Annotated in this window: 25 protein-coding genes; 8 read left to right on the forward strand and 17 right to left on the reverse strand. The window is 60.7% G+C overall.

Annotation, left to right across the window (positions count from 1 at the left end; all coding sequences use genetic code 11):
* Positions 1 to 235: 235 nt before the first annotated feature.
* The 8 genes from DWV48_RS06210 to DWV48_RS06240 all read right to left on the reverse strand — a co-directional run bounded on the left by DWV48_RS06210 (position 236) and on the right by DWV48_RS06240 (position 6,084).
* Entirely contained in the window at positions 236 to 889 is a 654-nt protein-coding gene (locus tag DWV48_RS06210; protein ID WP_118653960.1) for a hypothetical protein, read from the reverse strand.
* A 49-nt stretch (positions 890 to 938) separates the two neighbouring features.
* A complete protein-coding gene (locus tag DWV48_RS06215) occupies positions 939 to 1,607 on the reverse strand; it encodes an ATP-binding cassette domain-containing protein (protein WP_158574838.1) in 669 nt (222 codons plus the stop codon).
* Between the two features lie 36 nt (positions 1,608 to 1,643).
* The gene (locus DWV48_RS06220) at positions 1,644 to 2,099 is read right to left on the reverse strand and encodes a hypothetical protein (RefSeq protein WP_233546199.1); all 456 of its coding nucleotides are present in this window, start codon (positions 2,097 to 2,099) and stop codon (positions 1,644 to 1,646) included.
* A 263-nt stretch (positions 2,100 to 2,362) separates the two neighbouring features.
* Positions 2,363 to 3,202 (reverse strand): hypothetical protein, encoded by an 840-nt coding sequence (locus tag DWV48_RS06225; RefSeq protein WP_147352849.1) that lies wholly within the window; start codon positions 3,200 to 3,202, stop codon positions 2,363 to 2,365.
* 114 nt (positions 3,203 to 3,316) lie between these two features.
* The gene (locus DWV48_RS09100) at positions 3,317 to 3,709 is read right to left on the reverse strand and encodes a hypothetical protein (RefSeq protein WP_147352850.1); all 393 of its coding nucleotides are present in this window, start codon (positions 3,707 to 3,709) and stop codon (positions 3,317 to 3,319) included.
* Positions 3,710 to 3,972: 263 nt separating this feature from the next.
* On the reverse strand, positions 3,973 to 4,218 hold the full coding sequence (locus DWV48_RS06230; protein ID WP_118653964.1) for a helix-turn-helix transcriptional regulator: 246 nt from the start codon (positions 4,216 to 4,218) through the stop codon (positions 3,973 to 3,975).
* Positions 4,219 to 4,254: 36 nt separating this feature from the next.
* Entirely contained in the window at positions 4,255 to 4,740 is a 486-nt protein-coding gene (locus DWV48_RS06235; protein ID WP_118653965.1) for a hypothetical protein, read from the reverse strand.
* A 105-nt stretch (positions 4,741 to 4,845) separates the two neighbouring features.
* Complete coding sequence (locus DWV48_RS06240; protein ID WP_233546200.1) at positions 4,846 to 6,084, reverse strand: radical SAM protein; 1,239 nt, start codon at positions 6,082 to 6,084, stop codon at positions 4,846 to 4,848.
* Between the two features lie 236 nt (positions 6,085 to 6,320).
* Here DWV48_RS06240 and DWV48_RS06245 point away from each other — a divergent pair, with 236 nt between their 5' ends.
* Together DWV48_RS06245 and DWV48_RS06250 are read left to right on the forward strand one after the other, a co-directional pair.
* Positions 6,321 to 6,767 (forward strand): helix-turn-helix domain-containing protein, encoded by a 447-nt coding sequence (locus DWV48_RS06245; protein WP_199588911.1) that lies wholly within the window; start codon positions 6,321 to 6,323, stop codon positions 6,765 to 6,767.
* Between the two features lie 3 nt (positions 6,768 to 6,770).
* Positions 6,771 to 8,066 (forward strand): type II toxin-antitoxin system HipA family toxin, encoded by a 1,296-nt coding sequence (locus tag DWV48_RS06250; protein ID WP_118653967.1) that lies wholly within the window; start codon positions 6,771 to 6,773, stop codon positions 8,064 to 8,066.
* Here the strand turns inward: DWV48_RS06250 and DWV48_RS06255 are convergent.
* The gene (locus tag DWV48_RS06255; RefSeq protein WP_233546201.1) at positions 8,061 to 9,290 is read right to left on the reverse strand and encodes a CPBP family intramembrane glutamic endopeptidase; all 1,230 of its coding nucleotides are present in this window, start codon (positions 9,288 to 9,290) and stop codon (positions 8,061 to 8,063) included. The genes DWV48_RS06250 and DWV48_RS06255 overlap by 6 nt on opposite strands.
* Before the next feature lie 22 nt (positions 9,291 to 9,312).
* The gene (locus DWV48_RS06260; protein WP_118653968.1) at positions 9,313 to 9,798 is read right to left on the reverse strand and encodes a hypothetical protein; all 486 of its coding nucleotides are present in this window, start codon (positions 9,796 to 9,798) and stop codon (positions 9,313 to 9,315) included.
* A gap of 35 nt (positions 9,799 to 9,833) precedes the next feature.
* On the opposite strand from DWV48_RS06260, the gene DWV48_RS06265 reads away from it, so the two are divergent.
* Positions 9,834 to 10,379, forward strand: a complete 546-nt coding sequence (locus DWV48_RS06265) for a histidine kinase dimerization/phospho-acceptor domain-containing protein (protein WP_118653969.1) — start codon at positions 9,834 to 9,836, stop codon at positions 10,377 to 10,379.
* Between the two features lie 17 nt (positions 10,380 to 10,396).
* On the opposite strand, the gene folB is transcribed toward DWV48_RS06265, so the two are convergent.
* Positions 10,397 to 10,882 (reverse strand): dihydroneopterin aldolase, encoded by a 486-nt coding sequence (folB, locus tag DWV48_RS06270; RefSeq protein ID WP_118653970.1) that lies wholly within the window; start codon positions 10,880 to 10,882, stop codon positions 10,397 to 10,399.
* 26 nt (positions 10,883 to 10,908) lie between these two features.
* Positions 10,909 to 11,511 (reverse strand): HD domain-containing protein, encoded by a 603-nt coding sequence (locus DWV48_RS06275; protein ID WP_118653971.1) that lies wholly within the window; start codon positions 11,509 to 11,511, stop codon positions 10,909 to 10,911.
* Positions 11,512 to 11,737: 226 nt separating this feature from the next.
* On the opposite strand from DWV48_RS06275, the gene DWV48_RS06280 reads away from it, so the two are divergent.
* Genes DWV48_RS06280 through DWV48_RS06295 form a run of 5 tightly spaced genes read left to right on the forward strand, consistent with a single transcriptional unit; the run spans position 11,738 to position 15,273 of the window.
* A complete protein-coding gene (locus DWV48_RS06280; RefSeq protein ID WP_118653972.1) occupies positions 11,738 to 12,130 on the forward strand; it encodes a hypothetical protein in 393 nt (130 codons plus the stop codon).
* Positions 12,120 to 12,530 carry an acetyl-CoA carboxylase biotin carboxyl carrier protein subunit gene (locus tag DWV48_RS06285; protein ID WP_118653973.1) on the forward strand — a complete coding sequence of 137 codons (411 nt, stop codon included), beginning with the start codon at positions 12,120 to 12,122 and terminating at the stop codon, positions 12,528 to 12,530. Before DWV48_RS06280 ends, DWV48_RS06285 begins: the two co-directional genes overlap by 11 nt.
* 54 nt (positions 12,531 to 12,584) lie before the next feature.
* Positions 12,585 to 13,703, forward strand: coding sequence for a sodium ion-translocating decarboxylase subunit beta (locus DWV48_RS06290; protein WP_006723662.1), 1,119 nt, complete (start codon positions 12,585 to 12,587; stop codon positions 13,701 to 13,703).
* A gap of 15 nt (positions 13,704 to 13,718) precedes the next feature.
* Positions 13,719 to 13,877, forward strand: a complete 159-nt coding sequence (locus DWV48_RS09285; protein WP_199588912.1) for an OadG-related small transporter subunit — start codon at positions 13,719 to 13,721, stop codon at positions 13,875 to 13,877.
* Position 13,878: 1 nt separating this feature from the next.
* On the forward strand, positions 13,879 to 15,273 hold the full coding sequence (locus DWV48_RS06295) for an oxaloacetate decarboxylase subunit alpha (protein WP_118653974.1): 1,395 nt from the start codon (positions 13,879 to 13,881) through the stop codon (positions 15,271 to 15,273).
* A 292-nt stretch (positions 15,274 to 15,565) separates the two neighbouring features.
* On the opposite strand, the gene DWV48_RS06300 is transcribed toward DWV48_RS06295, so the two are convergent.
* The 5 genes from DWV48_RS06300 to nrdD form a co-directional block, all read right to left on the reverse strand.
* Positions 15,566 to 16,453 carry a biotin--[acetyl-CoA-carboxylase] ligase gene (locus DWV48_RS06300; RefSeq protein ID WP_118653975.1) on the reverse strand — a complete coding sequence of 296 codons (888 nt, stop codon included), beginning with the start codon at positions 16,451 to 16,453 and terminating at the stop codon, positions 15,566 to 15,568.
* A 140-nt stretch (positions 16,454 to 16,593) separates the two neighbouring features.
* Entirely contained in the window at positions 16,594 to 17,163 is a 570-nt protein-coding gene (gene folE / locus DWV48_RS06305) for a GTP cyclohydrolase I FolE (RefSeq protein WP_118653976.1), read from the reverse strand.
* A gap of 75 nt (positions 17,164 to 17,238) precedes the next feature.
* Positions 17,239 to 17,853 carry a GNAT family N-acetyltransferase gene (locus DWV48_RS06310; RefSeq protein WP_118653977.1) on the reverse strand — a complete coding sequence of 205 codons (615 nt, stop codon included), beginning with the start codon at positions 17,851 to 17,853 and terminating at the stop codon, positions 17,239 to 17,241.
* Positions 17,854 to 17,962: 109 nt separating this feature from the next.
* Complete coding sequence (gene nrdG, locus DWV48_RS06315; protein WP_118653978.1) at positions 17,963 to 18,544, reverse strand: anaerobic ribonucleoside-triphosphate reductase activating protein; 582 nt, start codon at positions 18,542 to 18,544, stop codon at positions 17,963 to 17,965.
* Positions 18,545 to 18,577: 33 nt separating this feature from the next.
* Positions 18,578 to 20,800, reverse strand: a complete 2,223-nt coding sequence (gene nrdD, locus DWV48_RS06320; RefSeq protein ID WP_118653979.1) for an anaerobic ribonucleoside-triphosphate reductase — start codon at positions 20,798 to 20,800, stop codon at positions 18,578 to 18,580.
* Between the last annotated feature and the right edge of the window lie 82 nt (positions 20,801 to 20,882).

The raw sequence follows: 20,882 nt of genomic DNA on the forward strand, positions 1-20,882 counted from the left end.
GCCAATTAAACATGATTGCCCCTCCATTCAAACGGCCCACGCGTAAGAGACGCGTCGAAGAAAAGCCCACGGGCTGCACTGAGTGGTTTGCTACAACTGAAACATCATGTACGCTGGAGGCGCATTCCGGCTCCCCATAAAACACGGACAACGCAAAACCATCGAACCTGATGGCAAGGTTCGCTTGCCATCACGTAAGATTTCCCGTACCCACCAAGGCGAAAGCCCCCGAATCCTACCGCTCGACGTCCAGACTCCTAAGAACATCTTCGCAACCAACAAGATATGCCTCCATGTCCCTGTCACTCTCTGCAACCATGTCAGCATCCTTTAGTTCGCGCAATTCCATGCTTTCCCCGACCCCCTCATGGACCATACAAGTAGGATTGCCGTCGGCAGCAATCTTGGCGAATGGCGACACTACAAGCGTCCATGCATCGCCCACCACACGATTATGAGGAGCGCGGTTGAGGAACAGCACGTACTCCTCGTCTTCGCGCATTGGAGTAGAGCCGAACTGGTATGCGTCGACTGCAACCAGACACCTCGTTCCACCCCAATCTCTCAGGGAAACGGGCTCATACACATCAATTGATACTCCTTGAAGGCAATCGTCTCCGCGCAACACCTCCATAACTCGCATTTCCGAGGCAAATGCCTTGTAACGATAGATAGAAGAAGCCTTTTTCTGAACACGAGCGACAAGCTCAGCATTGCTTAACGCTTGCGCCGTGCTAGCATCGCCCATCCCTTTCGCGTATTGCTCAAACCGTTCCTGTGAATAGGGCGCCACTTCATACGGCAGCCCATCCATCGTCTCGGGATGGGCGGACACGTCGCCGTAGCTTATGCGCGTAACGACCCCAATCACAAGTGCCGCGACCAGCATAAGCCCCCACGCAAACACCCATCGGGACACAGACCTCGGTCTCATTGCTCTACACCTCCCGTATCCGTCCATCGCCCATGATGAACTGGACATCGGCAATGCGATCGAGCTCCTCACGATCGTGAGACACCACGATAATCGTAGTCCCTCGGTCGCGTTCCTCAATCAGAACTTGTCGAATCGCCTCTTGCCCATCCTCGTCCAGAGCGTTGGTGGGCTCATCCAGCAACAACAAGCGGGGAGCATCCATGAGCGCCTGAGCAAGGTTCAATCGTTGCTTCATGCCCAAGCTAAAGCTCTTAATTCGTCGCAGATCATCGGGGTCGAGCCCCATGCGAGTGAGAGCGGACCTGAGATGATTCTCTCTCGGCCTGCCACGCAACGACGAAAGCAGCGTGAGCATCTCAAGCCCTGTGAACTCGTCCCAAAGCTCAAGGGGTTCGACCATGAATCCAATCCCCACCGGAAAATCGCCTCGCGCATCCAGCTTCTCGCCAAACACCTCGATCGATCCCTCATCGATGGAAATCAGTCCTGCAATCGCCCGCAAAAGCATCGTCTTGCCCGACCCGTTGTGCCCGCGAATTCCACTCACGCGCGCGAGGGGGAACGACGCGCTCACACCATCGAGCACACGGTTGCCCTTGATGGTCTTCGACACTGCGGAAACACGGACCCCGACGCGGCTCGCCTTGCGCCCTTCCACACCAGTATCCATAGCAACCTCCATTACGCTTTCGGCTCAAACGAAACGTTAGGCCTTGCTTAAGCCCCTGCCGCAGTCAAGATAGTCAACCTTACCCGCAGCCAGCCAAAGCAAGACGCCCAAAACCAGCGATAACGACACAAGCACTCCAGCTTGGACAACGATCGCCGCCCAACCGGCGCCGTCCGGGACAATTGCCAAGCTCCATCCAATCGGCGGGAGCCCTCCGCCCACAACATTCATGGCCATGAAATCCCACATCCCATACAAAATGCCCGTCAGGCAAGAGAACGCCGAGGAATGGAATGCCAACATAGCAAGAAAGCTCACCATGCCGGCATTGGCCAACACAACGCCTTGGAGAACCAAGTCGACGGGACGCAGCGCCTCCCACATGGGAATCGTCCCGAACCGCCAAAACAGAACAATGAGGGAAGTCACCTGTAGCAAAACGCTCATGAGCAGACCGGTCAGCACGCAATCTGCGCATATGCGCAGCGCCACACGCGAGCGGCTCCCCAAAGCCAAAGCGCATTGGGGCGAAGAATACAACTTGAGCGAGCGCATCTGGCCGACGCAAAACAGCGGAATAAACAGAAACGTGGCAAAATCGACAGCGTTCATCGAGAGATACGAATCGAAAAGCGAATCTGCAGCATGGGAAGGCCTGCCAAGCACCGTCATCTGCAAAAGACGACATACGAGAGCTGCCGCCAAGGTGCCACATGTACTTCTATTTCTTTTGACATGAACGTACAGCCATGAAATCATAGCAACACATCCCTCCCACGCTTACACGCCACGGCCATGAGGCACACCGACGGAATCAAACAAAGGCAGGGTGTCGCAATAAAACGAAAAACGCTGATTACCTGATCGTTCAGCTTGGGATACATCACATAAAAGTGCAGAAGATTGCCAAGGCGCGGAACCACTAACGGAAGCACCACGAACGCCGCCAATGAGATGGCGGCAGGCACGATCAGCGCCAACTTATTCCGGCGCATGAACATTCCCAGCGAGCACGACAGTAGCGCCGATGCCCCCGCCCAAAACGCAGCGCCACAGGTAAAAATCATGTTGTATGCATAGGGCGAACTATTCCAAATCCCAGCGAACAGCCCTCCCGGCGTTCGGAGATCGAGGTACATAGGCATCCCCAAATAGCCCTCAAACGCCCCCTCCACAGGAAAGGCAACGAGCGCAAGCACCTGTAGGAGTACCAGTGCCACAAACGTCAGCAAAAACGCTCCGATAAAGCTCGTTATCCCATAGGCGAGTACGCAGGTTGTCACAGATGTTCGCGAAGCCAACAGACAGGCAGCACCAGACCGCAAGTCCTGTCGGGCGGCATCCGCAAAGACCAGCGCTGCGGCGACGGGCATTACAAAGAACAGGTACACACGTGAGGCGTTCACCTGCATTGCGTCCATGTTCCACGCCCATGCATAGGCTGCCGAGGGCAATTCACCCACGTCTGCGCCATAGAACTTGAAGCACGTTTCGCCAAAGGCGATAAGACAGCACAGCAGGGTTACCGTAATTGCAATCCTGCATTCAGCCCGTCTGAACATACGGAGGAATAGCACCTTAAGCAGAGCCGGCATGGGCATTTTGCACCTCCCGCAAAGCCGCGGTCTCCCCTATCTCATGATACGGAAGGGGGAGACCGCGAAGATCAAGCAGAGAAGGAAACGGTTCGTCAAATCGGTTAACAGAACTTAGAAGCTCACGTAACCACTGATGTAATTGGGATCTTGCCAACCATCCGTGCAACCACGCAAATAAACATTACCAGAATTGCGGTTGTAATATGACAAGGTATATTGATTGTTACCCGTCACCAAAACGGAGTCGGTCAATCGCGTTCCAACGCTGGGAGCATCACACCATAACCAGCACTTTCGCGTACCGCCGCTGCTGACGCTCACACTAGCAGAAGCAGATCCACTGGTACGAGTACCCGCTTGGACGGTAACATTTTCTTGGAAGCCGGGCAGCGTGTAGCCGAAATTATGGGACGAAGCGTATGCCGCCCCACTGAAGCCACATGCCAAGGCCACGCACACGCCGAGCAGCGCAACCTTTGCCTTAAGGCTCTTGAATACCTTCATGGGAACCTCCTTACTCCCTTCTCGGCCTATATTTACTAATATCTTCTTAATATATAATATTGTCTATACTATACGGGCAGACGGTTGTATATCCCCGGCAAACGGACAGGAACCTCGACAGCCCCCTTGGTTTATCACATGGGAAATGCACGGGACGAAAATCCCTATAACATTGTCAAGCATGGGGAACATCCACAGTTGTTCCACATTCGGCAATCGGTTAGTTCTGACTTTGCACTGATTGCCACTCATGGAAAATATGCTTAGTCCTCGGGCAACGCGCCAAACGTCTCGACATACTCTTCGTCATCCATCCAGTCGATGATGTCGCCTGGTTTGCAGTGCAGAGCCTCACACATCGCCTCAAGTGTTGAGAAACGAATACCTTTGAGGCGACCGGTCTTGATACGGGAGATGTTAACGGGAGAGATGCCGACTTTCTCGGCAAGCTCAAGGGAGGACATCTTCCGATCTGCCATAACACGGTCGAGTCGCATGACGATGGGCATTCGGCTGTCCTCCCTTTGAACGCTTTTAAATGGATATCACAGGATGTTATCGGAATCCTCCTGCAGTTTCCTGCCGTACTCAAAAACACCAGCCAGTGCGAAGAACATGATCGATGTGGCAAGCGTCATGAGGTTTAGACTGGGACCGACTGACATGGGGCCGACTGCGCCTTCGAGCAAAGCGGGAACCTCAATGGAAGGAGCGAATAGATCCAGCACAACGCGAAGTGCAAAGCAGATGGCAATCGTCAGCATTCTTTGGCTCTGCTTCCGGGAGAAGAACTCCTTGGAAACGATTGCGGCGCGCACCAACCTCACGAAAACCAAAAGCGGGATAATCACAAACGAGACAGTGATAAGTTGATTAAGAACAAAGGCGAAAAGATGACTGCCCATTTTCGCATCCAACAAGGCAGCAATACCCGTCACCATATTGACGGCGGAGAAGAGCGCGACTGCGATCAGAACGAAGCAGATCAGTCTAAGCAAAAGCGGCATCTTGCCAACAGGTAACTGGCTCATTGCACGTTTCCAAATCCTTAATACCCCACATGAATACCGAAAATATCTTTACAGGCGGTCATCGTAACGCCCTGCGCTTCAATAGTGAACAGCATTTTACCCTTCCTATCCTTGAATATGATTTATGAACGCCTCGACCGTCCGCTCGATTGCGCTGCGGTAGTACGCGCAATACGGGTCGCGCTCGGTCATGCAGCCGTGCTCATCATATGCCCGAGCCCTGCATCCACCTCCACAGAAGTATCGGTTTTCGCACGATGAGCAGCCCTCGATTTCCTCCGCCGAAGGCAAGGTGAACTGAGAAAGATTATCCGCAATCGCAGCTGCGTCATCGGTGAACGCATTGCCCAGAGCGAACTCGGGTTTATGAAGCATGTGGCAGGGATACACCGTTCCGTCCGAAGCAACGCTCACCGAGTTCTTGCCGGCACCACAGCAGGTGCGAACGGACAGTGCCCGCATGGGATTGAAGGCGTCGTCAATCGACACGGCATCGCCCTTGCTCGCCACCTCGACCATGATTTCCGCAAGCTCGGCAAGACAAGAATCGTCGGGCATGAGGTCGCCCAAGTCTGCATGCGTGCCGCTCAACAGGCTAAAGCCAACCGTGCATCCCAATTGTTTTGACAACTCGACGTAAGCGGGGACATCCTGAACGTTGCGCGCATGCAGCGTGGGCAGCATATGCGCGTGGATTCCCGCAGACTGGATGCGTTTAACGGTGTCGACAAGCACCTCGAACAGCTGCTCTCCCCTGATGAGCGCAAGGGCATCCGGGCTCGCGCCGTCGAAGGAGACAGAAACCACGTCGACGTTGCCCACGAGCTTCGCGAGCATCTCGTCACCGCAATGCGTGCCGTTGGTCAGAACAGTTATGCTCGTCATCCCCTGCTCGCGCGCATGCTGCGCGATTTCCGGCAGATCTTCGCGCAAGAACGGCTCGCCGCCCGAAATCACCAAGCGCGTGACACCCAGGCAGGCAAGGACGTCAATCGCGTGGCACAGATCATCAAGACTCGGGTCGACAGCTCGGTTGCGATTGCAGTCGGCCGAGTAGCACCCAACACACGAGAGGTTGCAGGTATTCGACACATGGAGATAGGCGGACGCGAGGTGGTTGCACCCACCCGCTTCAGCCTCTTCCGTAAACCCATGACCAGCAAGATGAGCCACGAGCTCCTTGCATCCAGCGGGAACCTCATCCATGGCGACTTCACGCTCCAACATAGCGTCGCACAGCTCAGCCCCTTCCGGCGTGAGGCCCACAAGGGCGCCGGAAGCCGTGTTGCCGATTACGGGAATGCCCCGCATATCAAAGCGAACGATGTGGGAGGCAAGTCGCATAATCACCTTCCATGCCATAGGATACTTCGTTCTTAATATAGAGCGTTGTGTTCTATATGCAAGAGCTCTTCGGTAGGCGGAAATAACATGGAACTGCTTCCCGCCGAACCTTTGCCTAGAGGGCTATCGAAGCAATTCACGGCACAGATGCAATCAAACCTTGTCGATATACTATTCTTGGTATGCATACTTTTGCAGATATACTAATCTGCATACTTTTGCATGAGGAGGAGTCCATGGACACGATGCCGATTGTCACGCCGCGCCAAGCCGGAATCTACGTACGCCGCTCCCGCGAGAGCCAGGGTCTTACGCGCGCCCGGCTCGCTGCGGCGGCGGGCGTGTCCGAGCGCTTGTTGGCATCCCTCGAGCTCGGCGACGCCACCGGCATCCGCCTCGACAAGCTCCTCGCCGTCTTCGGCGCGCTCGGCATCGGCCTCGCCGCGCAAGGCGATGACATCGGGCGCAACGTGATCGCCACAGGCGAAAAGCAAAATCATGCAATCAATCCCAGCACTAGCAGCTCCCCAATCATTCAAGCCAGAAATCGAACCAGGGCCGCACAACGCCGTCCACGCACCGATACGTCGAAATCACCAGCCGACTACGATTCCGTCTTTGACGATTTTTTGAAACATCAAGGTATAGATGATGTGGCAACGTCTTTTGTTGCAAGGAGGTAAGCCATGCCTGCACGGTCTCTCAAGGTCATCGTCTGCAACGACATAGCAGGAACCCTCGAACAGAATGCTCATGGTGCCATTAGCTTTAGTTATGACGAAGGCTATTCCGGAATACCCCTCTCGAGCTCCATGCCCATAAGCAACAGAAGCTATGACCAAAAAACCGTTCTCCCTTACCTGTTCGGGCTCCTTCCTGACAGCGAGCAGCAGCGCCGCGCCATTGCAGCCGAATACGAAGTAAGGCCCAATAATCCGCTTGCGCTTTTGGAACACATCGGTCTCGACTGTCCGGGAGGGGTTCAATTTTACAGGGAAGAGGACCTCAGCGCGGCACGCAGACGCAAAGGCTCTTACCTCCCGCTGAGCGACCAGGCAATCGCAGCACGCCTTGCCAGCATTAGGCAGGATGGCGATTCCTCGTGGATGGGAGGCGAAGAAAGTTGGTCTCTAGGAGGCAATCAGGGCAAGTTCGCATTGGGCCTACATGACGGCATATGGTGCGAGTGCCAGGGATCCGCTCGCACGACCCACATTTTCAAAAACGGCGTCATAGGATTTAAGTTTCAGGCCCTCAACGAGTACATTTGCATGGCGACCTCCAAGCGCTGCGGTGTCGCAACTTCCGATGTTGAATATCGCCTCTTCGAAGATGAACCGGCCTTAATCGTCACTCGCTACGACCGTGCCCGCCGCTCCAACGGCAACGTCGTCCGGCTGCACCAAGAAGACTTTTGCCAAGCTTTGGGAATAATGCCAAACCAGAAGTACACCTCAGATGGCGGTCCGACCACACGCGATGCGCTGGCCCTGCTATGCAGCACCAATCGCGCTCACTTCAATCTTTTGGTTTTCACGCAAATCCTGTTCTTCAACTGCCTTATTGGGGCCCCCGATGCCCACGCCAAGAACTATTCGCTGCTTCTCGGACCCGATAACGACAGGATCATAGCTCCCATGTACGATGTGGCGTCCGGGCTGGCCTACGAGAATCTGCGCCGCAAGGGGCGACTTGCCATGGCGGTCGGCGGGGAGAACCGCTTCGGTCGCGTGGGCTCGGGGGCTATCCACCGCTACATGGGCGGCAACGACCCCGCGCTCGCCGCGATGCTCGAAAAAGCCGAGTTTACGGAAGACTCTTGCACGGCGATTATGGCCGATCTTGCCCAGGAGATTCCCGTGAGCATGGCAGAGGTATTCGACGAGGCCGAAGCGAAGGGCATTCCGGGCGCCGGCGAACTGCGCGAGCGCATGCTCGGCGCCGTGTGCGAGAACTGCGCCAAGACGCTTGCGCTTCTATAGTGGGCTGCCTCCTTTACCAGGGCCGGTGCTGACGGCAGAAGCCCGCGCGGCGGCATCGTCGGTTGGCAGAACGTCACCCAGAATCGCATCGTCATCCGCCGGCGCCCCGTCCTCCTCGTCGTCCTCGGCCACCTCGACCTCAGGCAGGGCGTCCGAGACGTGCCAGGCGCGCTCGAACATGGCGATGCCTCCGGCAAGCAAGCCCCCAAAGACTGCGAACACGATGGGCGTGGGCAGCACGTTGACCATGGGAGCCAACGGCGCGACGAGATAGGACGAGGCGTTGAGGGCGAAGTGCAGCAGCATGGCGTACCCGAGCTTGCCCGTTCGCCAGAAGACCCAGCCCTGTAGGATGCCCAGGGCGAAGGCATAGCTCCCCTGGATGATGTTCATGTGGAGGACGCCGAACGCGAGCGCCTGCAACACGTTGGCGACCCAAAACGCGCGCACGGAGACGGTCCTGCGACGAGCGCGGTGGCGAGGGTCCCAACCGGGGCTCACGGCGCGCATCGCGTACTCGAGCATGACGCCGCGGCACACGATCTCCTCGTTGAGCGGCGCGAGGATGACCGTCGAGATCACCTGGATAATCGCGAACACCCCGACGGCGGAATCCTCCATGAGCTCGGCGTACTCCGCCATCGTCTCGGGGAAGAACAGCTCGACAAAACCGAGGATGCCGCTCACGAAAAACTGGGCGGCGAAGCCGACGAGCAGCAGGGAGGCGATCGTCTTCATGACGGGGGCGCCTGCGGAAGCGCCCGCCCCGCGGCGCCCGGCGAACGAGCCGAGCCGGACGCGCCGCCACCAGAGCCCGAAGATCGCGGCAGCGATGAGCTGCGATACCGCCATGACCACCTGGATGCCGTTGTCGAACAACGCGTCGCCGACTTCGGTGCCCGCGCCGCCGACCGCGAAGCTGATGGAGACGATGACCGTCCCCCCTATCAGCGACACGACGATTTGCAGCAGGAGATACAGGGCGAGCACGCCGACCATGGCGAGAGTCCACTTGACGAAATGAAGCGCACGGGAGGTGCCCGGCGCGGCGGGCGCCCCCGACGATGGCGCCGGCGTTCGCACGCGCACGTCACGCTCGTATCCCGCGGGAGGCGTCGGGCCTCCGAGACGCCCGCCCTCAATCGAACGGTCGCAAGACGGCAGGCAGCCCTTGGCAGGGTCAATGCCACTCTGGGTGTCCGAACTGCTCTGGGACGAATCCATGAGGCCCTCCTTACGCGTGCGCTCAAGTTTCCCATGACTGTACCACAGGGCGATTCAGAAGCTTGCGACCGCTCTCCCCTTGCACGCTAGGCGCGGTTGGCGCGCAGCTGAACGGCGCGAGCGTAGGTGCGGGATCGCTGCCGTTGAAGCCGCCGATGGCCATCACGGGCAACTCGCTCGCGAGCTGATAGCCCGCTGCGTTTTGCGAGCCCGTCGTCGCGGCGGCCCAACGGTACCCGGAGGCGTTCTCAAGCAGCAGGCTCACAAGCTCGTCACTCGTATCGCCGCCACCGAGCAGACCTCCCGCTCCGTCCTGGCCGGATGCGCCACTTTGACCGCCGGGCTCACCCTCACCCGAGGGGCCAGCCGTCGGCAATGAGCTGTGATGTCCCGAGGCGATGGTCTCCGCCGTCCACGCAAACGGACCGGCTAGGCACGCCAACACACCAAGACCCACGCCAACCGCAGTGAGCCATCGGCGCACCTCGGCGGCGAACAGTATCGCCATGGCGGGACGTACCCACCAATCTCCTCGATTTACCCATGCGCTCCAACAATATCCCCGACGATGTCGCTGCACTCATCGCGGCGGCGCCGGCGATGCCGCCCAAAACGCCGAAGACGAACAAAACCTCGCCCGTGCCCTCGCGACCATCCTCGAGCACAGCGAGCAGCATCATCAGCGGCGTGGGCCTTGCGCTTGTGTACGCATTGGTAGCGTGCCTTTCGGGCATGGCGATCAAGCCCACAGCGGAAAGTTACGCCAAGCAGCGGCGGTTCGTCACCGATGCAAGCCACGAACCCAAGACCCCGCTCTCCGTCATAAACGCCAACACCGAGGTCATAGAGATGACCGACGGTGAGAGCGAATGGACCAAAGGCATCCACGAGCAGGTCGCACGCATGGCTCAGCTCACCGAACGCCTCGTCTTTTTGGCGAAAATGGACGAGGGCGGCGAGCTCGATATGGAGGATTGCGATCTCTCCGAACTGGCAAAGCGCGCCATCGCCGAGGCGCACCATGGCAAGGCCCTGTGCACGACCAACGGCGTCGACACCATCACGTTCGGCATCGTACTGCGCCCCTAGCGCCGCCGACGCGAGCCCTATGCCCGCGTGCGCTCGATCTCGACGGAAACGGTGCGCAGCGGCAAACCCACCGGCGCCCAGGGCTTCTCGAGCTTGACGCGCACGCCGTACGCGCCCGGGTAACGGTCGAGCAACATGGCGGCAACGCTTTCGGCCGCCGTCTCGATGAGTTTGAAGGTATGCACACGCATGAACTCGTCGATGGCATGAGCCGCCTCGCCGTAATGAATCGACACGGAAAGGTCATCGGTCTCCCCCGCACGACGCGTATCGGTATAGAGCGTCACGCTCACCACGAACTTCTGGCCGAGCTTGTTCTCCTCGGGAAAGACGCCGTGGTTGGCGAACACCTCGAGCCCCTCGATGGCGATTTTGTCGAGTGTATGCAGCTGCTCCGGGTCCAGGCGCGCGAGCTGCGTGCGCGTGGCGGGAAGGCCGGCCTCGCGTCGGGCAAGCGTACCGCGGTCGTCGACGATGTTCTCGGGCAGATGTTTCATATCCATGGTGTGCTCCTCACGTTTCCACGCACTTATATATCTATCGAAAGGTTCTTGCGCTCGTCTGGCCAATAGCAGGTGTCGCGGACGCGGCAGGCGTAGCAGGCGCGCGAACGGTTGTCGGCTTCTTTGATGAGATGGGCGAGTGACTCCGCCCCTTCGCCGCGACGCGTCCCGCTCGCATGACGCGCACTGCCCATGTACCCCCGGTCGTCAGCTTCACCCGTAGGGACCTCTGCAGCCCGCGGTGCGACAACGACCTCCCCGTCCGCGCACGCACCCCGATGTCCGGAGACGGCGGCAAGGATGACAGCCCGCTCATCGGCGTCGAATCGAAGGCCATCGGGCAAGCTGTCTAGGATGTCGGCGGCTATCCGTGCGCCCGCGACGTCGTGGTCCTCGCCCGTCGCGTACTGCTCAGAGCGGCCGAGGTCGTGCAGGAGGGCGGCGGCGTAGACGACCTCGCGGTCAAAGCCGAGCCCACGCTCGAGATTGAAAATCCAAGCGATGCGCGCGACGTCCAGCAGGTGCGTCATACCATGTTTGCAAAACTCCCGCGTTTGCTCGGCATCCTCGATGCGCCTCATGTGCCCGCGGAATGCGAAGCTATCTTCTATCGCATGAACACGTCGCATGTTCGTCTCCATCAATCGCCAGCTGTTTAGCTGTTGTACCCAATCCATGCACAAAGCGGCGTGAACGGCTTTGGTAAAACGAAACACCACCGCACCGCCCAATTCCTACCAGTCACCGAAGAAGCCCCAACCAAGCGCCACAATTCCTACAAATCTCGCTAGCATAGGCATTCGTGAGGTCTTGCCCCATTGCGTCACGGCACGTCCCCACGGGAAAGGAAGGGCCATGGGACTACGTTCTTGGATTAAGAGGCACATCGGGCACCATGATGCTCCGCAGACTTCGCGGGCGCAGCAGGCCCCCGCGTCCGTCGAAGCACCACAATCCGCAGCCGAGGCAGCGTCGAGCACGCAGGCGCAGGATGCGTGGGAACCGGTTCCCGCATACCTGCCGGTCGATGCCCGCGAACACGCACACGCATGTGTTATCGCATCGGCCATTGCCGCGGGGGACCACCCCGCGAGCGAATTTCGCGTCAAACGCGTGCTGATTGCGAATCCGGAGCACCGCACGGTCTCGATCATCGCCACGGCGCTCGCCGCCGGTGCGCTCGAGCAAAGCTCGTTCACGGTCAAGAACATCTACAAGATGAAAGAGGAGGGCAGCCATGCTGCGTAAATTCAAGATCTCAATCGATGGGACCCAGTATTTGGTGGAGATGGAGGAGGTCGGCGCCCCGACCCCGACCCCGGCGGACGCCGCACCGGCGCCTGTTCCCGTCGCAGCCCCCGCACCTGCGCCCGCACCGGCTCCGGCTCCAACGCCCGAGCCCGCTCCTGTAGCCCCCGCCCCCGCTCCGGCCGGCGCCTTCTCTCAGACCGCACCCATGCCTGGCACCATCCTCGACATCCACGTGCACGTTGGCGATACCGTCGCCGCCAACCAGCCCATCATGATCCTCGAGGCCATGAAGATGGAGAACGAGGTCGTCGCCGAGCAGGCGGGCACCATCGCTTCCATCAACGTCGAAAAGGGCGCCATGGTGAACCCGGGCGACACGCTCTTCACCCTCGCCTAAGTACACCCCGACGCGCCGCCGCCAAGGCGGCGCTTTCTTCCAGAAAGAGGCACTATGGAAATCCTACTCGACGGCGTGCAGGCGCTCATCGCCGAGCCGGGACGCATCGCGATGATCCTCATCGGCTGCGTCCTCATGTACTTGGGCATCAAGAAGGAGTACGAGCCCACGCTGCTCGTGCCCATGGGACTCGGCACCATCCTGGTGAACATTCCCGCATCCGGCGTCCTCATGACCGGCACCGAGCCCGGACCGTTCCAGATCCTGTTCGACGCCGGCATCGAGACCGAGCTGTTCCCGCTGCTGCTGTTCATCGGCATCGGCGCCATGATCGACTTCGGCCCGCTGCTCGCCAACCCGTTCCTGCTGCTATTCGGCGCGGCCGCGCAGTTCGGCATCTTCTTCGTGACCATCGTGGCCACGGGCGTGTTCGGCTTCGACATCGCCGACGCCGCCTCCGCGGGCATCATCGCCGCCGCGGACGGCCCCACCTCGATCTTCGTGGCCAACTCGCTCGGTTCGAAGTACATGGGCGCGATCATGGTCGCGGCGTACTCCTACATGGCGCTCGTCCCCATCATCCAGCCCATCGCCATCAAGGCCTGCACCACCAAGAAGGAGCGCGCCATCCGCATGACCTACCGCCCCGGCCAGGTTTCGCAGACGGCCAAGATCCTCTTCCCCGTCACCATCTGCGTGGTCGCCGGCCTCATCGCCCCGGTGTCCCTGCCGCTCGTGGGCTTCCTCATGTTCGGCAACCTCCTGCGCGAGTGCGGCGTGCTCAACTCGCTTTCCGCCTCCGCCCAAAACGAGCTCGTGAACCTCATCTCCATCCTTTTGGGCCTGTGCGTCTCCGTGAAGATGGAGTACAGCGAGTTCCTGCAATTCGACACGCTCATCATCATGGGCCTCGGCCTCATCGGCTTCATCATGGACTCCGTGGGCGGCGTCATGTTCGCCAAGCTCCTGAACCTGTTCCGCAAGGAGAAGATCAACCCCATGGTGGGCGCCGCGGGCATCTCCGCGTTCCCCATGGCCTCGCGCGTGGTGCAAAAGCTCGCCACTGAGGAGGATCCCGGCAACTTCATCCTCATGCAGGCCGCTGCCGCCAACGTCGCCGGTCAGATCGCCTCGGTCGTCGCCGGCGGTCTCGTCCTCGGCCTTTTGCTCTAGAAAGGGGTGCTGGTAATGACCAATCTCATCGCATCGCTCGGACTTTCCACCGACCTGTCCCTCGCCATCCAGATCCTCATCTTAGGCTGGGGCGGCATCTTCATCGTCATGTTCGTCATCTACGTGATCTCGCTCGCCCTCGCCCGACTCTTCCCGCCGTCGAAGGAGGCCTAGCATGACCCGCAAGATCCGCTTCATGGAGACCGTCCTGCGCGACGGCCAGCAAAGTCAGATCGCCACGCGCATGCCCATCGAGGACATGCTCCCCATCCTGGAAACCCTCGACGAGTGCGGCTTCGAGTCGCTCGAGGTCTGGGGCGGTGCCACCTTCGACAGCTGTCTACGCTATCTCAACGAAGATCCCTGGGAGCGCCTGCGCACCATCCGCGCCCACGTCAAGAACACCAAGCTCCAGATGCTGCTGCGCGGCCAAAACCTGCTCGGCTACCGCAACTACGCCGACGACGTGGTCGAGGCCCTGGTCAAGAAGTCGGTGGAGAACGGCATCGACGTCATCCGCATCTTCGACGCGCTGAACGACACCCGTAACCTCCAGACCTCCATCCGCGCCGCCAAGGAGGCGGGCGGCGAGGTCCAGGCCGCCATCTCCTACACCACCAGCGACGTGCACACCGTGCGCTACTTCGTGAGCCTCGCCAACGAGATGGCCCGCGCCGGCGCCGACTCCATTTGCATCAAGGACATGGCCGGCGTCCTCACGCCCGACGTCGCCTTCGAGCTCGTGAGCGAGATCAAGGCCTCCTGCGACCTGCCGCTGCAGGTGCACACGCACGGCACCGCCGGCATCGCCCAGATGACCTACCTCAAGGCCGTCGAGGCGGGCGCCGACATCATCGACACCTGCTCCTCCCCCTTCGCGGAGGGCACGAGCCAGCCCGCCACCGAGTCCATGGCCATCGCGCTGGAGGCCCTCGGCTACAAGACCGGCCTGGACATCGAGAAGCTCGAGGCCGTGGCAGCGCACTTCCTGCCCATCCGCAACCGCTTTTTGGACGAGGGTGGCCTGAACCCCAAGGTCATGGCCGTCGAGCCCAAGGCGCTGCTGTACAAGGTCCCCGGCGGCATGCTCTCCAATCTGCTTGCCAACCTGAAGGACATGCATGTGGAGGACAAGTACGCCGAGGTGCTCGCCGAGGTCCCGCGCGTCCGCGCCGACCTGGGCTACCCGCCGCTCGTGACCCCGCTGTCCCAGATGGTGGGCTCCCAGGCGCTCATGAACGTCATCTCCGGCGAGCGCTACAAAGTCGTTCCCGCCGAGATCAAGGACTACGTGCGCGGTCAATACGGCCGTCCGCCCGTGACCATCTCAGAGAAGATCCGCCGCCAGATCATCGGCGACGACGAGGTCATCACCTGCCGCCCGGCCGACCTGATCGAACCCGCGATGCCGCGCCTGCGCGAGGAGATCTCGCAGTACGCCCGCTCGGAGGAGGATGTGTTGTCCTACGCCCTGTTCCCCGAGCAGGCACGCGACTTCCTCGGCCGCCGCGAGGACCCGTTCTACGACGTCCCCGTGCAGGAGGTCAACGTTTCCATCGACGTGGCATAGGGGGCTCCGGACAGTCAGGCCGGCTCCCGGCCCGACGTCAAGCTCCCGGCCCGATATCCTGCTCGGCCGCCACCATGAACGCACAGCGCCCGCGGCACGCAACGCCGCGGGCGCTTTTTGCGGGCCGAGATCGGTTCGGCAAGGACGGCGTGAGCCCGAGGATCGACGGACTGGAAACGACGTCTCTGACCCCGCAAACTCCCTCATGGAGACCACGCTTGGACACGTGCCTCGTCGCCGTAAACCGCCGAGACGGAGCTGGCCCCTCGTCTCCGACCTTAAGGCACTCGGGCTACTCGCCCATGAGCGAGAGCGGACGAATCGAGACATCCGCCGCATCATAGCCGGCAACCGAACCGTCCCGCTGCGCGACGAGCGCGCGGCCATACCCGTCGACTCCCAAAAACGTCCCCTGCGCTCGCTCCTCGCCGTCGATGGCATATACGCGCACCCGCTGTCCCACAAAGGCAAGGCAAGCGTTATAAGGTGCCAGAAGGGGTGCCAGAGGACCTTCGGCGCCGCCGCGAACGGGGTCTTCCGCCCATCGGGCAATGTCATATCCCGGAACGCGCACACCAGGCCTCCCCGACCCGCGGTACGCCGCGGTTTTCCCGTAAGCGGCCTCCCAATCCGAGGCGGCATCCAAGATGCGCTTTCGAACGAGCTCTGCCAGGTCCTCGAGCGACGGAGGCGTCATGCCCGGTGCGAGCTCGTCCAACAAGCCCGTCGGATGCAGCGCGGCAATGCTCCCCGATCGCGTCGATACGACGGGGGCTTCCATGTTCACCCCAATACCGCACACCGCGAAAACGTCCTCGCCCGTTGCGACAAGTTCGGTCAGGATACCAGCGAGCTTGTGATTACCTACCACGATGTCGTTTGGCCATTTGAGTCGAGCACGGGGACATCCCACCTCGCGAAGTGCCCCCAGGGCGCCCAAGGCGCAGGCAACGGGCAGGGCGGGCAGGGCCTCGCCCGGGACTTCGGGACGGATGAGGACGGATAGGTACAAGCCACCCTCGGGCGACGCCCAGTCGTGCGAGCGCTGCCCGCGTCCCGCAGTTTGGACGAGTGCCCTGAGCGCGGCACCATGGGGCGCACCCACGCGGCCGCGCCTCTTCATCTCGGCGTTCGTCGAGGGCACTTCAGAGCGCAGTTCGATCGGTTCTAGACTGTCCATAAGGCCCCGCCATCTTCCTCCCCGCTGACGGCCGGTAGACCTCCCACGGATGCCCGGCCAACTGGTAGCACAACTCGACAAAACTTCGCGAAATCGGGGGGTTTTTCCTAGTTATGCTACCATCCGCACGCCAGCCGGTGTCATCTCCCCAACATGCGGAAGAAACGCTCTTCCCACTGCGCGGCCTCGACGCCGGACTCGGCACATACGCCACGACGGGCAAGCGTGGTGGTCTTGGTGCCGGGCTTCTGCACGCCGCGCATGGTCATGCACAGGTGCTCGGCCTCGATGAGCACGATGGCCCCGGCACAGTCGAGATTGTCCATGAGGGCGTCGGCAATCTGGCCGGTGAGCTGCTCTTGCAGCTGAAGTCGGCGGGCGAACACTTCGACCGTGCGTGCAAGTTTGGAAAGCCCCGCCACGCGCCCATTCGGAATATACCCGATGGTCACCGTGCCGTAAAAGGGCAGCAGATGATGTTCGCACAGGGAGTAGAACGGGATATCGCGCTCTATGACGAGGCCGCTCTCGGTAACGGAAAAGGTCTTAGATAGATGCGCGGCCGCGCTTTGATCCATGCCGCCCGCGAGCTCGGCGTACATGCGTGCAACTCGATCGGGCGTCTCGAGGAGCCCTTCACGCGTCGGGTCCTCGCCAATGCCCTCGAGCAGCAGGCGAACCGCCTCGCACACCTTATCTTGATCGACCATGTTTCACTCACTTTCCGCAGATAATATCGACAATCGTACCACGCGCCGGAAGACACGAGCCGCACCATGCGGCCTCTACACCCAATGCTGTGGGTAGCGCTCCCAATAGCCCGAGTAGGTTGACGCATCGGGCGCGAAGTCGATTTGACAGAGTTTGAATACCACGTCAATGCCCTTGGGCTGCCAGTGCTCTCGATACGAATAGCGATATGTCATGCCACAGTGCTCCATCACGCGACCAGATGCCGGGTTGAGCTCATCGTGCGTCGCCGTGACGAATGGATAGCCCGCTCGGCGAGCCTCACCGAGCATCGCTCGCACCGCCTCGGTCGCGAAACCTTGGCTCTGCGCATCGCGAGCCAGGGCGTACCCCATATCATATGCGTCGCCCTCAGCGTCGATGCTCACGAAGCCGAGCAACTCGCCCGCCTCTACGCGGCCGCGCTTGCGGCAAATCGCGCAATGCATGTCGAGCGGCAGCCCATCCGAGCGGCGTTCGTCCGCGTCGGCCGCGCGATACCATCGCAGGTAATTCTCCTCAAGATAGCTCGCCGTATCTGCCACACTCCCGTGCACGGCGTACGGCAAGAAACGATTCACCTGCGCATCGCTCATCATGGGGAACAGCGCCGACGCGTCCGCCTCGGTAAAGCGACGCAGCACGAGCCTATCTGTCTCCAACGTTCGCATCGTCTCCCCTTTCCCGTGCGCCACATGCCGTGGTGACACACATCAAACGCCACCGACTGCCGCGATGCCGTGACCACCGCGCGGCCCATCCCGTCCTCGCCGACCGCGCCTACATCGAATGCGCTGCGTACACCTCGGCGTCCCTCCACAGACGCACAGCGTCCGCGGGGGCCTCCCCCGCAGCGAGCGCGGCGAGCGTGGCGGGCATGTCGATGATGCGCTGGTTGGACGAACCGCGAAAACGCAGCGTGATGTCGTGCAGGTCTTGGACGAAGGGGCCATCCACCAGCACGTCGATGCAGGCAAGCAAGCGGTCGGTGAACTCCGTATGGTGTCGCCCACCCGCCACGAGCTCGCGGTCCCATGTGTCGCCTGTAAAGCACCAGATGGTCTTGCCGCAGCTGCGCGGGAACTCCTTGCGAACGCGCTCCACGAACTCGACCAGGCCCTCTTGGTTCTCGGGCTCCATGGGCTCGCCGCCCAACAGCGTCAGCCCGTCCACGTAATCGGGGCGCAGGCTCCCGATGATCTCGTCGGCCACCTCGGCCGTGAAGGGCTTGCCCGCGGCGAAGTTCCACGCCACCTCGTTAAAGCAATTCTTACACCCACGGCGGCACCCGCTCACAAACAGCGTCGTACGAACCCCCTCGCCGTTGGCGATATCGAAATGCTTGATCTCTGCGTAGTTCATAACGCCGCCCCTCCGGCCCATCGGGATCGCCCTCTACAGATGCAGCACGCGATCGCGGATCTCCTCCGTGCGGCCCTGGTTCCAGAACTGCGTGCCGATGTAGCCGCAGGTGCGGCGGGCGACATTCAGCGTCTCCTGGTTGCGATTGCCGCAATGCGGGCACTCCCACACCAGCTTGCCGTCGTCCTCGACGATCTTGATCTCGCCGTCGTAGCCGCACTCCTGGCAGTAGTCGCTCTTGGTGTTGAGCTCCGCGTACATGATGTTGTCGTAGATGTACTGCATGACGCGGATGACCGCCTTGAGGTTGTCCTGCATGTTGGGCACCTCGACGTAGGAGATGGCGCCGCCCGGGGACAGGCGCTGGAACTGGCTCTCGAACTTGAGCTTGTCGAAGGCGTCGATCTCCTCCGAGACATGGACGTGGTAGCTGTTGGTGATGTAGCCCTTGTCCGTCACGCCGGGGATGATGCCGAAGCGGCGCTGCAGGCACTTGGAGAACTTGTAGGTGGTCGACTCCAGCGGGGTGCCGTAGATGGAGTAGTCGATGTCCTCCGCGGCCTTCCACTCGTTGCACTTGTCGTTCATGCGCTGCATGACCGCCATGGCGAACGGCGTGCCCTTCTCATCGGTGTGGCTGGCGCCCGTCATGAACTTCACGCACTCGTACAGGCCGGCATAGCCGAGGCTGATGGTCGAGTAGCCGCCAAAAAGCAGCTTGTCGATCTTCTCGCCCTTGTCCAGGCGCGCCAGAGCACCGTACTGCCACAAAATGGGCGCGGCGTCGGACAGGGTGCCCAGAAGGCGCTCATGGCGGCAGCGCAGGGCGCGATGACACAGCTCCAGACGCTCATCGAAGATTTCCCAAAACTTGTCCATGTCGCCCTGCGAGGAGAGCGCGACGTCGGGCAGGTTGATGGTCACGACGCCCTGGTTGAAGCGACCATAGTACTTGGGCTTGCCGGGCTCGTAGTTCTTGGCGCGGGCCACGTTGTCATACCCGTTGCCGGAGCGATCGGGCGTGAGGAAGCTGCGGCAGCCCATGCAGGTGTAGCAATCGCCGTTGCCCTCGGTCTCACCCTTTGAGAGCTTGAACTCGCGCATCTTCTTCTCGGAGATGTAATCGGGCACCATGCGCTTGGCGGTGCACTTGGCCGCGAGCTGGGTCAGGTAGAAGTACTCGGAGCCCTCGCGGACGTTATCCTCCTCGAGGACGTAGATGAGCTTGGGGAACGCGGGGGTGACCCACACGCCCGCCTCGTTCTTCACGCCCTCGTAGCGCTGGCGCAGGGTCTCCTCGATGATCATGGCAAGATCGCGCTTCTCGGCCTCGCTGCGGGCCTCATTGAGGTACATGAACACCGTCACAAAGGGCGCCTGGCCGTTGGTGGTCATGAGGGTGACGACCTGATACTGGATGGTCTGCACGCCACGGCGGATCTCATCGCGCAGGCGGGTCTCCACGACCTCGGACACCTTCTCCTCGGGGGCATCCACGCCAAGCTCGACGAGCTCCGCCTCGACCTGACGACGGATCTTCTGACGGCTGACCTCGACGAACGGTGCGAGGTGCGTGAGCGAGATGGACTGGCCGCCATACTGACAGGAGGCGACCTGGGCGATGATCTGCGTGGCGATATTGCAGGCGGTGGAGAAGCTGTGGGGGCGCTCAATGAGCGTGCCGGAAATGACCGTGCCGTTCTGCAGCATGTCCTCAAGGTTCACGAGGTCGCAGTTATGCATATGCTGGGCGAAGTAATCGGAGTCGTGGAAGTGGATGATGCCCTCGTTGTGGGCCTCAACGACCTCGGCGGGAAGCAGGACGCGCTGCGTGAGGTCCTTGGAAACCTCACCGGCCATGTAATCGCGCTGCACCGAATTGACGGTCGGGTTCTTGTTGGAGTTCTCCTGCTTGACTTCCTCGTTGTTGCACTCGATGAGTGACAGGATCTTGTCGTCGGTGGTGTTCTTCTGGCGCTTGAGGCCCTGCACGTAACGGTAGATGATGTAACGACGGGCGACTTCGAAGCGGTCGAGGGCCATAAGCTCATCCTCGACCATGTCCTGGATCTCCTCGACGGAGACCGTGTGGCCGGCCTCTTCGCAGCGGTCGGCGACGTTTTCCGCGGCGTAGCGAACCTGACGATCGGTGAGGCGCTCACTGCTCTTGACCTCACTGTTGGCGCCGTTGATGGCGTTGATGATCTTCTGGAGGTCAAACGTGACCTCGGAACCGCTGCGCTTGATGATCTTCATGTGACTCCTCCGCGACCCAAGCTTGCTCGTGACTTCGTTACGGGATAGGAAAGCCCCGGCCCCACGCATTTGCATATGGCAG

This window comes from Collinsella sp. AF08-23 (genome assembly GCF_003479805.1).
Lineage (GTDB): Bacteria > Actinomycetota > Coriobacteriia > Coriobacteriales > Coriobacteriaceae > Collinsella.

Coding starts and splice junctions, on each gene's coding strand:
- DWV48_RS06210 (WP_118653960.1), bottom strand. CDS start 889: ATGCTGGTCGCGGCACTTGTGATTGGGGTCGTTACGCGCATAAGCTAC.
- DWV48_RS06215 (WP_158574838.1), bottom strand. CDS start 1,607: ATGGATACTGGTGTGGAAGGGCGCAAGGCGAGCCGCGTCGGGGTCCGT.
- DWV48_RS06225 (WP_147352849.1), bottom strand. CDS start 3,202: ATGCCGGCTCTGCTTAAGGTGCTATTCCTCCGTATGTTCAGACGGGCT.
- DWV48_RS09100 (WP_147352850.1), bottom strand. CDS start 3,709: ATGAAGGTATTCAAGAGCCTTAAGGCAAAGGTTGCGCTGCTCGGCGTG.
- DWV48_RS06230 (WP_118653964.1), bottom strand. CDS start 4,218: ATGCCCATCGTCATGCGACTCGACCGTGTTATGGCAGATCGGAAGATG.
- DWV48_RS06235 (WP_118653965.1), bottom strand. CDS start 4,740: ATGAGCCAGTTACCTGTTGGCAAGATGCCGCTTTTGCTTAGACTGATC.
- DWV48_RS06240 (WP_233546200.1), bottom strand. CDS start 6,084: ATGCGACTTGCCTCCCACATCGTTCGCTTTGATATGCGGGGCATTCCC.
- DWV48_RS06245 (WP_199588911.1), top strand. CDS start 6,321: ATGGACACGATGCCGATTGTCACGCCGCGCCAAGCCGGAATCTACGTA.
- DWV48_RS06250 (WP_118653967.1), top strand. CDS start 6,771: ATGCCTGCACGGTCTCTCAAGGTCATCGTCTGCAACGACATAGCAGGA.
- DWV48_RS06255 (WP_233546201.1), bottom strand. CDS start 9,290: ATGGATTCGTCCCAGAGCAGTTCGGACACCCAGAGTGGCATTGACCCT.
- DWV48_RS06260 (WP_118653968.1), bottom strand. CDS start 9,798: ATGGCGATACTGTTCGCCGCCGAGGTGCGCCGATGGCTCACTGCGGTT.
- DWV48_RS06265 (WP_118653969.1), top strand. CDS start 9,834: ATGCGCTCCAACAATATCCCCGACGATGTCGCTGCACTCATCGCGGCG.
- folB (WP_118653970.1), bottom strand. CDS start 10,882: ATGGATATGAAACATCTGCCCGAGAACATCGTCGACGACCGCGGTACG.
- DWV48_RS06275 (WP_118653971.1), bottom strand. CDS start 11,511: ATGCGACGTGTTCATGCGATAGAAGATAGCTTCGCATTCCGCGGGCAC.
- DWV48_RS06280 (WP_118653972.1), top strand. CDS start 11,738: ATGGGACTACGTTCTTGGATTAAGAGGCACATCGGGCACCATGATGCT.
- DWV48_RS06285 (WP_118653973.1), top strand. CDS start 12,120: ATGCTGCGTAAATTCAAGATCTCAATCGATGGGACCCAGTATTTGGTG.
- DWV48_RS06290 (WP_006723662.1), top strand. CDS start 12,585: ATGGAAATCCTACTCGACGGCGTGCAGGCGCTCATCGCCGAGCCGGGA.
- DWV48_RS09285 (WP_199588912.1), top strand. CDS start 13,719: ATGACCAATCTCATCGCATCGCTCGGACTTTCCACCGACCTGTCCCTC.
- DWV48_RS06295 (WP_118653974.1), top strand. CDS start 13,879: ATGACCCGCAAGATCCGCTTCATGGAGACCGTCCTGCGCGACGGCCAG.
- DWV48_RS06300 (WP_118653975.1), bottom strand. CDS start 16,453: ATGGACAGTCTAGAACCGATCGAACTGCGCTCTGAAGTGCCCTCGACG.
- folE (WP_118653976.1), bottom strand. CDS start 17,163: ATGGTCGATCAAGATAAGGTGTGCGAGGCGGTTCGCCTGCTGCTCGAG.
- DWV48_RS06310 (WP_118653977.1), bottom strand. CDS start 17,853: ATGCGAACGTTGGAGACAGATAGGCTCGTGCTGCGTCGCTTTACCGAG.
- nrdG (WP_118653978.1), bottom strand. CDS start 18,544: ATGAACTACGCAGAGATCAAGCATTTCGATATCGCCAACGGCGAGGGG.
- nrdD (WP_118653979.1), bottom strand. CDS start 20,800: ATGAAGATCATCAAGCGCAGCGGTTCCGAGGTCACGTTTGACCTCCAG.